Consider the following 14,214-nt stretch of genomic DNA (forward strand, 5'->3'; position numbering starts at 1 on the left):
TAATCATGAGCACAGCAAGAGTAATAACGAACAAAGAAAAAACAAATGAGCACCCTATAAAAACAAATACTTCAGTCAAAACCCAAAATAAGAGACTTGAAGTGCGGGCCTTAGTCGAAAATGCAGCCCAACGTATTGCTCCGGTTTGGCCATTAGAAACATTTATCGCGTGCAACCCCTTGCATGGATTTGAAGCTCAAAGTTTTGAAGAAGCCTTAGCAAAAGGTGGTTTTAGACGAAATGAAGCTCCACGCAATCGTCCTTTGGAAAACGTCAACCTGCAGATGATTAAATGGTGTGGTGGTTTTTTTGATGCTGGACAAGGTGCTATCGAAATGCCGCATCGAGACAAAGGGTTCTATTTTGGATTTTTAAAATTAGCGTGTTTTGACAAAAAGTTGCATCAGAATAAAAAAGAGGCAAAACAATGGTTAATGACTTTGCCTTGTTGCCCAGAAGAAGCAATTATGCTTTGTCTGGAAAAACTGCAGGTACCCGCAGACAAAGCCGAAGAATTCATCACCCAAACCTTTCTTTATTTACCGGGATGGGCGGGTTTTGTGAAATGGAAAACCCACTGGCAAAATCCCACAACAGCAGACAAACAACCGGTGACACTCACTGACTTTCTTGCGGTACGTCTGATCATTACCTGTTTGCTTTGGCCTGACGCAACTTGTGAAAAAAAAAGCGAAGAAAATGGCTATTTGGTTCAGGAGGCTCTTAAAGAAATAAAAAACAATGAAAAAAACTACGAGCAGGCATTGCTAAAAACACTGCTGCCTGAAGCTAATCAGGAGTTCACCAAGAACCAACGAGCAGATGCGCAACTGGTGTTTTGTATTGATGTCCGCTCAGAACCCATACGACGCGGTATCGAAAAGCTGGGAAATTATGAAACTCTAGGATTTGCTGGCTTTTTTGGCCTCCCCATTCGAGTACAGGAGTTTGGGAGTAGTAAAACAAAAGACTGCTGTCCTGTATTATTAAAACCACGTTTTCATGTTGATGAAAAACCAATTGCAGCAAATAGCTTTTTAATGGAGCAACACCAACAGGGAAAGACGATTAAGACTACCCTTGGCAAAATCTATCAAGAATTAAAATATAATTTTGCAACGCCTTTTGCTTTGGTTGAAACACTTGGTGCTTGGTGTGGCCTGAAGATGCTTTTGCAATCGCTTGCCCCAAGTTATACCAAAAAAACAAGCCAAGCATTAAATCATTTGATTGTACCTCAACTTCAAACAGAGCCCTCATTTGAATTAAATGAGGATAATGTGGAATGTGGCATCGCTTTAAGTGAGCAGATTGATTATGCCGAAACCGTATTACGACTTATGGGGCTCACTTCAGATTTTGCAAAACTGATTGTTCTTTGCGGTCATGGAAGCACCACCGAAAACAATCCCTACGCATCTGCTCTAGATTGTGGTGCTTGTGGCGGGAATCATGGTGGAACCAATGCCAAGCTTTTAGCCAGAATCCTCAATAAAAATGACGTTCGAAGAGCTTTGGAAGATAAAGGAATTCACATTCCAATCGACACGCTTTTTTATGCCGCACTACACAATACTACCACCGACTCTATTGAGCTTTATAACCTGGATACAAGTAAAGTAATTTATCCAGAATTAGTCAATCAGTTACTTATTGATTTGGAGAAGGCAAAATCGAGTAATAATTCAGAACGTGGTAGAAAATTAAATTCAAAGCATGCAGAAAAAGACATTACGCGAAGAAGTCAGGATTGGTCTGAAACAAGACCTGAATGGGGGCTTGCGCGCAATGCTGCTTTTATTGTGGCGTCACGGTCATTAACAAAAAACATCAATCTTGATGGCCGATGCTTTTTACATTCTTATGACTGGGAACAAGACCCCGAAGGAAGTTTCCTAGAAACAATTCTGACTGCACCCATGGTGGTTGCGCAATGGATTAATACGCAATATTTGTTTTCAACTCTCGATAATGTTGCTTATGGAAGTGGCAGTAAAATCACCCACAATGTCACCGGTAAAATGGGAATCCTGCAAGGCAATGGCAGTGATTTAATGCATGGGTTGCCTTTGCAATCAGTGATGAGTCGCGATGAAACCCCATACCATCAACCGCAACGTTTACTGACCGTAGTCTATGCACCAAAGGCACGTGTAGCAAACATCATTGCGCGTCAAGCGATTTTAAAAACATTGTTCTTCAATGAATGGGTTCACCTCATCATCATTGAACCAAGTGATGGTCAAGCCTATAAGCTCAATCAAGATGGCAATTGGATTTTAGCACACTAAAATGAGGAGAAAAAAATGAATGTTATCAAAGTTCAAGAACGCAAGGATATTGGTATTAACCTCCATCCTATGAAAAAAATAGAAATCATAGTCTCTGGAGAGCATGAGCAACTCATCAGCTCGATGATGGAAGAGGCAAAAGTCACCGGATTTACGATATTCAGAAATATATCAGGTAAAGGCCATAACGGATTTCATGAAGGAAAAATATTATTCAATGATAGGGCTTCATTGATTATGTTTCTTGCCGTAGCCCCGGAGGAAGTGATTGCAACCCTTGCTCTAGGAATGAAAACTTTATTTCAACAAAATTCCGGTGTAATGTTTGTTTCAGATGTTGATGTAGCCCGAATGGATTATTTCCACTCAATCACTGGAGCATAATGATGGACTATCGAAATAAGTCGGTTTTGCTTGCCTCAAAACATGAGAAAGAAAAAGCAATTGCTGAAGTATTTTTTGCTAAACTCTCGTGCACACTGGATGTGCACGATTTCGATACCGACCAATTTGGGACCTTTACTGGTGAGATAGCAAGGACATTAACTCCGTATGATACCTGCGTTTTAAAAGCAAGGCGTGGTGCGGAGCACTACGGGTATGATTTGGCGATTGCGAGTGAAGGAAGTTTTGGTCCGCATCCTGCATTTCCATTTATTCCCAGCGACCATGAAATCATGGTATTTTTAGATCGCAAAAACAATTGGGTGATTGCAGAGCAATTTACAACAACCAAAACAAATTATCGTATGATGACCATAACCCCAAAAACAGAGCTTGACGAATTTTTAGAAAAAGCCGGTTTTCCCGAGCATGCTCTAACCCTGCAAACCAACAAAGATAAAACGGTTATTGCCAAAGGAATCAGAGACAAGGAGGCCCTCGAGACCGCATTGTCTCTTGGCTTCCAACAAGAAAATGAACTCTTTCTTGCAACGGATATGAGAGCCATGATGAATCCCTTGAGGATGCAGGCGATTTCTGAACTCGCAGAAAAACTAGCTCATCGAATTCAATGTTGTTGCCCCAATTGTGGTGCTCCTGGTTTTGGGTTTAAAGAAACCTCAGGCAGTCTTCCTTGCAATGATTGCACATCCCCGACTTCCTTCTACCTTCACGAAGTTTGGGGCTGCATTCAATGTGATTATCGGGAGACTCACCCCAGGAAAGACGGGTTAGAAGCAGCTGAGCCACAATATTGTGATTATTGTAACCCTTAAAAAAGTAACCCGATTAGGAGTATATTGAAATGCAAGAAAAACCTTTAGTTGGCATCATTATGGGCTCTCAAAGTGATTGGCCGATACTCTCTGAGAGCGCAAAAACACTAAAGGGCTTGAAGATTTCCTTTGACGCAGACATTGTATCGGCACATCGGACACCAGACAAACTCCATGACTACGCACGAAATGCGGAAAAACGCGGAATACAGATTATTATCGCGGGTGCTGGAGGTGCGGCTCATCTTCCAGGAATGATGGCTGCAATGACCAGACTTCCTGTTTTGGGTGTCCCAATACCTTCTTCTTTACTTGATGGATTGGACTCCCTGCTTTCCATAGTACAAATGCCGGCAGGAATACCGGTTGGTACATTAGCAGTCGGTAAAGCAGGCGCAATTAATGCAGCTCTTTTAGCAGCAGCAATCCTTGCCAACAATAACCCGGAGATTTGCGAACGCTTAAATCAATACCGGGCGCAACAAACCCAAAAGGTTCTTGATAACAATAAACCCCAATTGGAGTCATGATGAAACTCGGTATTTTAGGGGGTGGGCAACTCGCAAAAATGCTGGTCTTGGCTGCCCACTCGTTAGGAATTAGTACGTTATGCTTATCACCCGATCCTAATCCCTGTGTGCGCCATTTAACTCGCCTAATTTCAGCATCATTTGATGACGAAAAAGCACTTACTGCGTTTTGTAATGAAGTCGATTGCGTCACTTTTGAAACAGAAAACATACCCTTGGCCTGTGCTGAGTTCATTGCCAAAAAAGTTCCATTTTATCCCTCTACTAAAGCGCTGCAGATAACTCAAGATCGCTTTTTAGAAAAATCATTTTTAAACTCATTAAAAATAAAAACAGCTCGTTTTACTGCGATTGAAACGCAAAAGGAACTGCAGGATGCCTTTATAAGTTGGAATAGCTCTGCTATTTTGAAAACAAGACGATTAGGCTACGATGGCAAAGGACAGTATGTTCTTCGTGAGCTGTCTGACTTAGCAAAAGCCTGGGAATTGATGCAGTCTTGTGATTTGATTTTGGAGCAGTTTGTTTCTTTTGAGGAGGAGCTATCGCTTATTGCGGTGAGAAATCAGCAAGAAGAGATTGAATTTTATCCTCTCATAAGAAATCAACATCATCAGGGCATCCTTCAATGGTCCGAAGCCCCATTGGAAAATAATTTATTGCAGCAAAAAGCCCAAGACATTGCCAGAAAGATTATGGATTCTTTGAGCTATGTCGGCGTCATAACTATCGAATTTTTTCACCACAAGGGCGAACTGATAGTCAATGAAATAGCTCCAAGAGTCCATAATTCTGGGCATCTAACCATTGAAGGAGCAATAACCAGTCAGTTTGAAAATCATTTACGTGCGGTTTTTGCTTTACCCTTAGGCCTTACGGAGCTTATGAGCAATTGCTTTTTGGTCAACTGCCTTGGCAAGATGCCCCCCATCCAAGCGTGCCTTGAGATACCAGGTGCCCATTATCATGATTATGAAAAAAAATCTCAACCTAAGCGCAAGGTTGGACATATTACTTTAGTCGATAAAAATCATGAGCGATACCAAGACAGCAAGCTGAAGCTCATCAAAATGCAAAATGAGTGCGCCATCGCTGATGGGTAATCTATGACAGGTAAGGTCAACGGGTAAAATAATGTTCATCGAGCAACAAAAAAGTATTAGAAAAAACTTTGCAATAAGGAGGTGTTACATCATAAAATTTGATTCGTACTGAGAGTAAATGTTTATGATTTATTAAATAAGCTAGGCTGAACTTAAGGACTATTTGAAATTGCTTTAATCAGTAAATAGTCTAGTTTTCAAATAATGTAAAAAACTCATAGGAATATTAATATGAAATTAATCAAACAGTTGTTCTTAGTTGCACTCATTTCCCTCTACAGCATCGCAGCAAGTGCAAGCGATACAATAGTTAACGTTGCTGAAGGCAACAAAGATTTTTCAACTCTTGTTTCTCTACTTAAAAAAGCGGGACTTGTGAGTGCACTTGAGGGAAAAGGACCCTTCACAGTTTTTGCACCGACCAATGAGGCTTTTGCCAGTGTTCCAAAAGCTGATTTAGATGCCCTTCTAGCAAGTCCCGACAAGCTGAAGGCTGTTTTACTTTATCATGTCGTCAATGGAGACATTACTTCTGATAAAATTAAACCAGGAATGGTTAAAACACTCAGCGGACAAGATGTTGATGTTACGGTTAAAGAGGGTAAAGTTTTTGTCAATAATTCCGAGGTTATAAAAGCTGATGTGAAAGCGTCTAATGGCGTGATTCATGTCATAAATCACGTTTTAATTCCTAAAGAGTAGTTACTTTGAGATGGCACTCATTTTTTTTGATTGTCATCTCATCAACATACGATAACTTCACGTACGGGGTCATGTCACGTAGCACGCAGGGGTCAGGGCTTGCACGAAACGCAGGGTCAGGCCTTGAATTGTGAATTTTCAAAACTATATTCGTAATTTTTTGATTATTTTACTCACACTAGAATAATGCACTCCCCAATTTCTTCACAATTCAAGGCCTGACCCCATTAAATGCATTAAATGCCCATCGATGAGTAAATTCATACATTTTTGAAAGAATCTATCGTTTTGAGAACTTTAACTTTATTTTCCCAAGCAAATAAGGGATAGAGCACCAACCGATAATACCTTCCATAATCAATACAATACCCAATGTAATATAAAAAAACTTTCCCATTTCAAGGATCGCAGCAATACACAATGCAGCACCAATTATTGTACGGTTTATCCGATCTGTTTTATCTATATTACAAGCAAGCTTCATTTAAATTCCTTTATTATTCAATTCTAAATTAACTTCAAATCCAGCATCGCTGGGTCGCTTAACCAGTTTATCTTTCTTACTTCTAGGCCGTGGGATAAGGCCTGGGATTGTAAATTTTCAAAACTTTAGTCGTAATTTTTGACTACTTTACTCACAATAAAATAATACAAGCAAAATATTCCACATTTTCTTCACAATTCAAGGCCTGCCCCCATGAAGTGACCCCATGAAGTGCATGAAGTGGAAATCATAGTCTCTGGAGAGCATGAGCAACTCATCAGCTCGATGATGGAAGAGGCAAAAGTCACCGGATTTACGATATTCAGAAATATATCAGGTAAAGGCCATAACGGATTTCATGAAGGAAAAATATTATTCAATGATAGGGCTTCATTGATTATGTTTCTTGCCGTAGCCCCGGAGGAAGTGATTGCAACCCTTGCTCTAGGAATGAAAACTTTATTTCAACAAAACTCCGGTGTAATGTTTGTTTCAGATGTTGATGTAGCCCGAATGGATTATTTCCACTCAATCACTGGAGCATAATGATGGACTATCGAAATAAGTCGGTTTTGCTTGCCTCAAAACATGAGAAAGAAAAAGCAATTGCTGAAGTATTTTTTGCTAAACTCTCGTGCACACTGGATGTGCAAGCAGCTGAACCGCAATATTGTGATTATTGTAACCCATAGTTAAGAGCAAATCGGGATGCAAGAACAACCTTTGGTTTAGCACCCTGTTTTTTGCTAACAATTAGCATCTGCTCTACTGCACCCTATACCAGTAATCTATGTAAAATGATAATTTATCCCGACTCTAACACTCCCAATAGAAGGAGTAAGTGCAGTACTCACAGCTGCACTTCCCCAAAGAACAGTGGGTGTTTCAGCACCATTGCGTTGAGCAAGTACAGCAGGCGTGTTCAAATTATTTAAACGATAGTATGTGTAATCAATTTTTGCACTCCAATTGGGTTTAAATAACCACTCCACTCCTGCACCAGCAGTCCAGCCGGGGAGAGTTTTACTTAAGTTATTTTGAATGGAGATCGCTGGAAAAACTGTTGGCCCTAATGATTCACGAGCTGTCCAAGAGGCATCCAATGCAACATTACCATAAGCAAAACCTCCTGTGCCGAAGATTAAAAAGGTTGGATGATACAGGTAGCCTAAACGAGCACTCACCGTTCCCAAATAATTAATCTTTTGTTTAACAGCCAGAGCCCCTACATAGTACTCCTCAAAGTCCATTAAATTGACCATTTTTTGCAAGGCATAGGAATGATCTGAATCAGTTAAACCATCCAAACTGATATCGAGTCCCAGTAGAACCTGTTTGCTCTGTTGATAATTGTAGCCAACTTGGCCTCCGCCTAAAAATCCATTGGAATGAAGCGAAAAATTGTTAGTAGCCACTTGAGCTAATGCACTTGCAATATTGCTAGCGCCTAATGGAAATGTTTGATTGATATAACTTGTCGAACCCGTGGTGACAACTTTATTGTCTTGAGAACTCCAGTATCCCGCATTAGCACCAAGATAAAATCCAGTCCAATTGGGCTCTGGGTTAATTGGCCCCATGCTGCCAGAAAATGTAAAACTACTGACAACAGTCATCATTAAAGAAAGCGCTATTTTTTTCATGTCTGTTTTTTGAAACTCCATTTTCGATTAGCCCAAATAGGGTTCAAGATACTATTAAAATTGTGCCAAAAACTGTGGGACACTCATATGGGTACCAGGTAGGTTATTATAAAAAACATCACCCGGTTTAACCGGTATCATATAAGACCAGTGAATTAAACCACTGACACCGTTTTGTCCACTATTCATTTGCATAATGAAAGAACATTGACCACTGCTTTTTACGTGCAAATCACCTATCCCAGTGACGAGATCCGTTCTTGATGAGGTCCCGGAATAAAAAGTAATGTAGACTTTTCCTTCGGAAGTCACAGAGCCTATTAAATATCTTTGCGATAAGACACTGTTACTTAAACTGGTATAAGATTGTCCAGTAAAATATCCATGATTATAACTGGAAATGACCCAAACCGTTTGGTCACTAACTGGAGTAAAATTAGCATTATCATAGAGATAGGCTAGCAATGTTTGGGGAGGAACTATCCATGTTGAATTTTTAAAACAGTATTGGTAGGGATCAGCTGAACTCAATGGTTCATTTGATTCAGTTGGCATAGAAGGAGGTAGTACTGAATTATCAATTGCATAGGATACTGATAATAAATTTGCTAGTACGATGGCAATTAAAATTTTATAACTCATTAATTATCCTTAACAATTTTGAGGGGTCTAATGAGATTCTACCTTACTTAAATTATGCCAATCAAACAAATTTTTCTTTCACTTAAGCTCTCTATCCTAAGTATAAATTTAGTTTTTAAAATACACTTTACGTTTTTATCGAGGCGATAAATGGTGACTTAAGTTGCCCTCCCTCTTTAACTCGCACTAATACAACCTCATAATGCCTATTGATTTCATTGAATGCAGAAAATGTCTCACTTAATGAATTGCCAAATTAAAACAGAGATTTGTCATATATTGTTTTGTATTAAGCTAGTTAAATTTTCATCTTAGGACGAACACGGCTTAAACCCCCGTCAACTGCAAGAACCTGCCCTGTTATCCAGCTATTCTCAGGACTAAGTAAAAACATAATTGCCTGGGCAATATCTTCTGGCGTTCCTATACGTCCAAGAGCATGCATCATTTTTGAGGCATTAGAGGCCAAAGGGTTATTTAATAAGGAAGCGGTAAGTGGGCTATTCACCATTCCTGGCGCTACGACATTAACTCTTAAGTTATTGGGTGCATAAGTAGCAGCTGCTGCTTGAGCAAGTCCGATTATCCCTGCTTTGGCTGCAGCAATTGCTTCATGATTTGCAATTCCAACCAATGCAGCTGCTGATGAAATCAATACAACCGAGCCGCCTTGTTTCATCATTAAACCAGCTGCACGAACTGTTGCAAATGCGGTTGTTAAAGAGGAATTAATGCTGGCTTGAAACTCTTCAAATGTTGTCGTGTGGGCACTCTTCAAAAGTAATGAGCCTGAGCAATTGACAACCCCATCAATGGAGCCGACTTTATGAAAAACTTCGGTAACTGCATCAAAATTACTGGCATCGAGTATAAAATCTGGATGAATCTTATGGTTATCCCTTGCAGTGGTGAATACTTTATCGCCACGCTTGGTCAAAAAAGTAGTAACCGATTGCCCTATTGCACTGCTTGCCGCAATAACCAAATAATGACCCATCGTGAAATTTCGCAAAAAAGGAAAATTGAATTCACTATGCTTGATTAAGTTTAAAAGTTCAATATTTTTCATAGAAAAACCATTAAATTTCATAGCAGATAAATCCGTTCTGCTAATAAATTAAAGGGACTCAGAAAAACACAGAACTTATGTGAACAAAGATTTTTTGTTACATTGAGACAAACAATCTAGTCATTGGAATTTAATCAAGATTATTGAATTATAATATTCCTACTAGTCAATAGCCGGATGAGGGAAATGCAATGGTACAAAAAAATGGTCTTGTTATATATTTAACTTATTTAGGAGCCCTCCCGTTTCTTATTGCTGCATTTTGCTCTCTTATAGGAATCACCGAGCTCCCATACCTCGGTTCCACACAACCATTGTTTTACTCTTATGCAACACTTATTGCTAGTTTTATGGCCGGAACTCTTTGGGGATATGTGATACGTTCGAATTCTTCTAGCCGCCTAATCCTTTTTGCAAGTGTCATAATAGTTCTAATGCTATGGGTTCTATGGGGCAGTAGTAAAACAATGCCTTATTCGGCATTTTTAGTCCCCCTTTACCTACTTCTTTGGTGCTTAGATTATTGGTTGTTAAAATACAAATATGAGGACCTTTCTTATTTTAAGATGCGCACAGGAGTAACCACCATTGTAATAGCAAGCTTATTGATAATTTTTTTGAAAGAATAGACGATATGTATTTGATTATTTATTGTGCATATACGATAATCTTATATTAGCCACGTAATGCAGTCATACTGCATTTTAAATGCAGTAGGTCATGTTCCTAATTTGATCAAAGACTACATTACAAAACTCAGTAGTACGAGCGGAGTAATGAAATGCTTGTAGAAATTCTTTCACGTGCCCAGTTTGGTTTTAGCATAGGGTTTCATATTTTATTTCCAACCTTGAATTTAGGCTTGGCTGTTTTTTTGGTCATCATGGAGTTTCTTTGGCTAAAATCAAAAAAAACAGTTTATCTCGAGATATGTAAATTTTGGACCAAGATTTTTGCTCTTACCTTTGGAATGGGGGTTGTTTCAGGCATTGTCCTTGCCTATCAAATTGGAACAAATTTTGGACCATTTATCACTCAATTCGGTAACGTTTTGGGTGCACTATTTGCCTATGAAACACTGACCGCTTTTTTCCTTGAAGCTGGTTTTCTGGGAGTGATGCTTTTTGGTTGGAAAAGAGTACCACCGGTATTCCATTTTATTGCAACCTTGTTGGTAGCTCTGGGGACAACCATATCTGCATTTTGGATTATGTCTGCAAATTCGTGGATGCAAACGCCTAGCGGTTATGAGTTAATTGGCGGAAAGTACGTAGTTGATAACTGGTGGTCTGTGGTGATGAACCCTTCATTTATACCTCGGTTTATCCATATGATTCTGGCCTCTTATGTGACCACTTGCTTTGTCATCATGGGGGTCGCCTCTTACTATTTGCTTCGCAAAAAAACAATGGAGGCAGCAAAGAAAACGATGTCCTTTGCACTTTGGGCGGCTTTGATTCTTGTTCCTATGCAAATTGGTGTTGGTGATGTTGTAGGTCTCATGGTTAAAGAGCATCAACCGCTTAAAACAGCGGCCATGGAGGGATTGTGGCATACTCAAAGTGGCGCTCCATTAGTATTATTTGCTTGGCCTTCTCAGACGCAACAACAAAATAACTATGCTATTGAAATTCCCAGACTTGCAAGCTTCATTAATACTCATGATTGGAATGGCAAAATGGTGGGTTTAGACTCTGTTGCACCTGACCAACAACCAAGAGTTGCTCCCGTATTTTTCTCATTTAGAATTATGGTAGGCATCGGTCTTTTGATGTTCGCCACGGCTATTGCTGGACTGTTTCTTCGTTACAAAAACAAAATTTATGAGACTAAATGGTTTCATTATTGGTGTTTTGCACTAACACCGCTCGGTTTTATTGCCAGCATTTCCGGATGGCTCACTGCTGAAATTGGAAGACAACCTTGGGTGGTCTACGGGTTATTAAAAACTCATGATGCCATCTCTGCGATTAGTGCTGAGGATGTGATTATCTCTTTTATACTGCTTGTGATTGCTTATGGAGTTGTTTTTGGGTTTTATCTGTATTATTTATTGAAACTCATTCGTTTAGGTCCTGAAGTCATTGATCAAGAACAAGTCGAACATCATGCATTTCAGTATATGACTGATCTAAATGTGGAGAAAAAATAATGCTTCCACTTATATTTGCGGTATTACTAGCTTTTATTGTCATGATGTATGTCATTTTAGATGGTTTTGATTTAGGGATTGGAATTTTATTTCCCTTTACCAACAGTGAAAGCGAAAGAGATAAGATGATGAATTCAATTGCCCCTGTATGGGATGGTAATGAAACCTGGCTGGTTTTTGGTGGTGCCATATTATATGGAGGATTTCCTCAAGTTTATGGGGCTCTTTTGCCCGTTCTTTATATCCCTATCATGTTCATGTTGATAGCATTGATTTTCCGCGGCGTTAGTTTTGAGTTTCGTTTTAAAGCGGATAAGTCGAAACCTGTATGGAATTGGCTATTTGCAACCGGTTCGATTGCAGCAGCATTTTTTCAAGGAGTCATCTTAGGATGTTTTGTTCAGGGGTTCTCAATGAACCCTCAGACGATGGCGATTAGTCAGTCCAGCTGGTTAACTCCTTTTAGCTTATTTACCGGAGTTGCCCTAATCAGTGGTTATGGGCTTCTTGGTGCTACATGGATGATTATCAAAAGCAGAAGCAGACTTCAGAGAAAAATGGTGCATTATGCCAGGGGGTTACTGGTTAGCGTAAGTTTCTTTTTGATTTTTGTTAGCATTTGGACTCCATTGCACAGCGCCGAAGTCTTCAATCGCTGGTATCAATTTCCCAATTTTTTAATATTAAGTCCACTTCCTTTAATTACGGCCTTTGCAATTTATCTTACCTGGAGAAACTTATCTTTAAATTCTAACAACGAACGCAAGCCTTTTATTTACAGTATTATCATTTTTTTGTGTTCTTATATTGGCATAGCTATAAGTGTTTATCCTTATTTGATTCCACATCAGATTACGATTTGGGAAGCTGCAGCTCCATCTTCGACACTCACATTTATTTTGGTCGGCGTGGCTATTATGTTACCCATATTGCTTGCATATACATTCTATGCCTATTCACTTTTTAGAGGTAAAACAGAGGAGCATTACCATTAGTCAATTATCAATTCATCAGCAAAGTGACAATTATAATTTAGCAAATACCTTTATAAGGAATATAAATCATGGCAAATCAAACTCGCGAAGGATTAATCAAACAGGCTAAGAGTGAATCTAGAGCAATCGCTTTAATTTACTCACCCATCGAGCTTCATGAATACATTGTTGAAATTATCGCTAAAGATTCTGATGAGTTCATTCATAAAGGAAAAGAACTATGGCATTTCAACTCTATTGACGAAGCTATGTCTCGGGCAGCAGAATATGGGGCAGAGGAATTTTTTCTGTGTGCTGATAATACTTACGATGAATGTGGCTCGGAAAGTGGCTCACCCAGTTTTGACTATATACCTCTTTACTCAAAGGCAAAGCACACCAAAAATAATTAATTATTCAATAGGTGAGCGTTTTAATTTAAAGAAGAGTTAGGGATTAATTTGATGAAGTCTTTAGGAAGTTTGATACACAGTTGGATTGTCAGTGAGAATCATTATAATCCTGACGAACCATTAAGTAATAAAATTGATTGGACTCGAGCCATCCCTTTCATCTTGATTAACCTTAGCTGTCTTTTGGTTTTTTATGTACGTTTCAGTTGGATTGCCTTGAGTGTTGCAGTCATTCTGTATTTTTTTCGTTTGTTTACGATTGGTGCGTTTTATCATCGTTATTTTTCTCATAAAGCGTTCAAAACCAATCGCTTTTGGCAATTCATTTTTGCAGCAGTTGCAGGAACGTCAGCCCAACGCGGTCCACTTTGGTGGGCAGCACATCACAGGCAGCACCATATGGTGTCTGATACGCCAGAAGATGCTCATTCTCCAGTTCAACATGGGTTTTGGTGGAGTCATGTAGGTTGGTTTCTAACAAAAAAGCATTACAATTACAATCCGGAGCGAGTTAGGGACTTGGAGCAATATCCAGAACTGGTTTTTCTTGAACGCTACGACATTTTAATGCCAGCATTATTGTTTTTTGTTCTTTTCATAATCGGTTGGATACTCCAGACTTATGAGCCTCAATGGGGCACTGGTATTGGTGAAATGTTAGTCTGGGGCTTTAGCGTTTCCCTGGTGGCATTGTTTAACACAACCGTAATCATTAACTCCCTGTGCCATGTGTATGGTACAAGACGTTATGAAACGCAGGATAACAGTAAAAATAATTTGTTCTTTGCTCTCATCACTCTTGGTGAGGGTTGGCATAATAACCACCATCATTATCCCGCGTCAGCACGTCAAGGCTTTCGATGGTGGGAAATTGATATTACTTATTATCTAATCAAACTTTTAGAACTCCTGGGAGTCGTTTGGGATGTTAAACCGATGCCGAAATCTTTATTAGAGCAGAATTTAGCTAAAAAGTAGTTAATCAAGGAGA

General features: G+C 39.3%; 17 protein-coding genes. 13 read left to right on the forward strand and 4 right to left on the reverse strand.

Annotated features, from left to right (window positions below; genetic code table 11):
- Nucleotides 1–5: 5 nt before the first annotated feature.
- From ACWTE2_RS06280 to ACWTE2_RS06305, 6 genes are all read left to right on the forward strand, one after another.
- Nucleotides 6–2,291 (forward strand): DUF2309 domain-containing protein, encoded by a 2,286-nt coding sequence (locus ACWTE2_RS06280; RefSeq protein ID WP_454784655.1) that lies wholly within the window; start codon nucleotides 6–8, stop codon nucleotides 2,289–2,291.
- Between the two features lie 15 nt (nucleotides 2,292–2,306).
- Nucleotides 2,307–2,675: a P-II family nitrogen regulator gene (locus ACWTE2_RS06285; protein WP_182391901.1), complete on the forward strand. Its 369-nt coding sequence runs from the start codon at nucleotides 2,307–2,309 to the stop codon at nucleotides 2,673–2,675.
- Nucleotides 2,675–3,511: a DUF6671 family protein gene (locus tag ACWTE2_RS06290; protein WP_454784656.1), complete on the forward strand. Its 837-nt coding sequence runs from the start codon at nucleotides 2,675–2,677 to the stop codon at nucleotides 3,509–3,511. The genes ACWTE2_RS06285 and ACWTE2_RS06290 overlap by 1 nt, the downstream gene beginning before the upstream one ends.
- Nucleotides 3,512–3,540: 29 nt before the next feature.
- Nucleotides 3,541–4,041 carry a 5-(carboxyamino)imidazole ribonucleotide mutase gene (purE, locus tag ACWTE2_RS06295; RefSeq protein WP_454784657.1) on the forward strand — a complete coding sequence of 167 codons (501 nt, stop codon included), beginning with the start codon at nucleotides 3,541–3,543 and terminating at the stop codon, nucleotides 4,039–4,041.
- Nucleotides 4,038–5,144 (forward strand): 5-(carboxyamino)imidazole ribonucleotide synthase, encoded by a 1,107-nt coding sequence (locus ACWTE2_RS06300; protein WP_454784658.1) that lies wholly within the window; start codon nucleotides 4,038–4,040, stop codon nucleotides 5,142–5,144. The genes purE and ACWTE2_RS06300 overlap by 4 nt, the downstream gene beginning before the upstream one ends.
- A gap of 231 nt (nucleotides 5,145–5,375) precedes the next feature.
- On the forward strand, nucleotides 5,376–5,846 hold the full coding sequence (locus ACWTE2_RS06305; protein WP_454784659.1) for a fasciclin domain-containing protein: 471 nt from the start codon (nucleotides 5,376–5,378) through the stop codon (nucleotides 5,844–5,846).
- 280 nt (nucleotides 5,847–6,126) lie between these two features.
- Here ACWTE2_RS06305 and ACWTE2_RS06310 read toward each other — a convergent pair whose 3' ends face one another.
- Nucleotides 6,127–6,330 (reverse strand): YgaP family membrane protein, encoded by a 204-nt coding sequence (locus tag ACWTE2_RS06310; RefSeq protein ID WP_454784660.1) that lies wholly within the window; start codon nucleotides 6,328–6,330, stop codon nucleotides 6,127–6,129.
- A 240-nt stretch (nucleotides 6,331–6,570) separates the two neighbouring features.
- Between ACWTE2_RS06310 and ACWTE2_RS06315 the strand changes: the two genes are divergently transcribed.
- Entirely contained in the window at nucleotides 6,571–6,876 is a 306-nt protein-coding gene (locus ACWTE2_RS06315; protein ID WP_454784661.1) for a P-II family nitrogen regulator, read from the forward strand.
- Entirely contained in the window at nucleotides 6,876–7,022 is a 147-nt protein-coding gene (locus ACWTE2_RS06320; RefSeq protein WP_454784662.1) for a hypothetical protein, read from the forward strand. The genes ACWTE2_RS06315 and ACWTE2_RS06320 overlap by 1 nt, the downstream gene beginning before the upstream one ends.
- 96 nt (nucleotides 7,023–7,118) lie before the next feature.
- Here the strand turns inward: ACWTE2_RS06320 and ACWTE2_RS06325 are convergent, their stop codons facing one another.
- From ACWTE2_RS06325 to ACWTE2_RS06335, 3 genes are all read right to left on the reverse strand, one after another.
- Complete coding sequence (locus ACWTE2_RS06325; protein WP_483099544.1) at nucleotides 7,119–7,994, reverse strand: outer membrane protein; 876 nt, start codon at nucleotides 7,992–7,994, stop codon at nucleotides 7,119–7,121.
- Nucleotides 7,995–8,027: 33 nt separating this feature from the next.
- Nucleotides 8,028–8,615, reverse strand: coding sequence for a hypothetical protein (locus ACWTE2_RS06330; protein ID WP_454784664.1), 588 nt, complete (start codon nucleotides 8,613–8,615; stop codon nucleotides 8,028–8,030).
- 298 nt (nucleotides 8,616–8,913) lie between these two features.
- The gene (locus ACWTE2_RS06335) at nucleotides 8,914–9,612 is read right to left on the reverse strand and encodes an SDR family NAD(P)-dependent oxidoreductase (protein WP_454785018.1); all 699 of its coding nucleotides are present in this window, start codon (nucleotides 9,610–9,612) and stop codon (nucleotides 8,914–8,916) included.
- 263 nt (nucleotides 9,613–9,875) lie between these two features.
- Between ACWTE2_RS06335 and ACWTE2_RS06340 the strand changes: the two genes are divergently transcribed.
- The 5 genes from ACWTE2_RS06340 to ACWTE2_RS06360 all read left to right on the forward strand — a co-directional run bounded on the left by ACWTE2_RS06340 (nucleotide 9,876) and on the right by ACWTE2_RS06360 (nucleotide 14,201).
- Nucleotides 9,876–10,313, forward strand: coding sequence for a DUF3429 domain-containing protein (locus ACWTE2_RS06340; protein ID WP_454784665.1), 438 nt, complete (start codon nucleotides 9,876–9,878; stop codon nucleotides 10,311–10,313).
- 152 nt (nucleotides 10,314–10,465) lie between these two features.
- Nucleotides 10,466–11,836 (forward strand): cytochrome ubiquinol oxidase subunit I, encoded by a 1,371-nt coding sequence (locus tag ACWTE2_RS06345; RefSeq protein ID WP_454784666.1) that lies wholly within the window; start codon nucleotides 10,466–10,468, stop codon nucleotides 11,834–11,836.
- On the forward strand, nucleotides 11,836–12,831 hold the full coding sequence (gene cydB, locus ACWTE2_RS06350; RefSeq protein ID WP_454784667.1) for a cytochrome d ubiquinol oxidase subunit II: 996 nt from the start codon (nucleotides 11,836–11,838) through the stop codon (nucleotides 12,829–12,831). Before ACWTE2_RS06345 ends, cydB begins: the two co-directional genes overlap by 1 nt.
- Nucleotides 12,832–12,899: 68 nt before the next feature.
- Complete coding sequence (locus tag ACWTE2_RS06355; protein WP_454784668.1) at nucleotides 12,900–13,223, forward strand: hypothetical protein; 324 nt, start codon at nucleotides 12,900–12,902, stop codon at nucleotides 13,221–13,223.
- A 51-nt stretch (nucleotides 13,224–13,274) separates the two neighbouring features.
- Nucleotides 13,275–14,201, forward strand: a complete 927-nt coding sequence (locus ACWTE2_RS06360) for an acyl-CoA desaturase (protein WP_454784669.1) — start codon at nucleotides 13,275–13,277, stop codon at nucleotides 14,199–14,201.
- Nucleotides 14,202–14,214 lie beyond the last annotated feature (13 nt).

The organism is Legionella nigrisilvae, assembly GCF_977063395.2.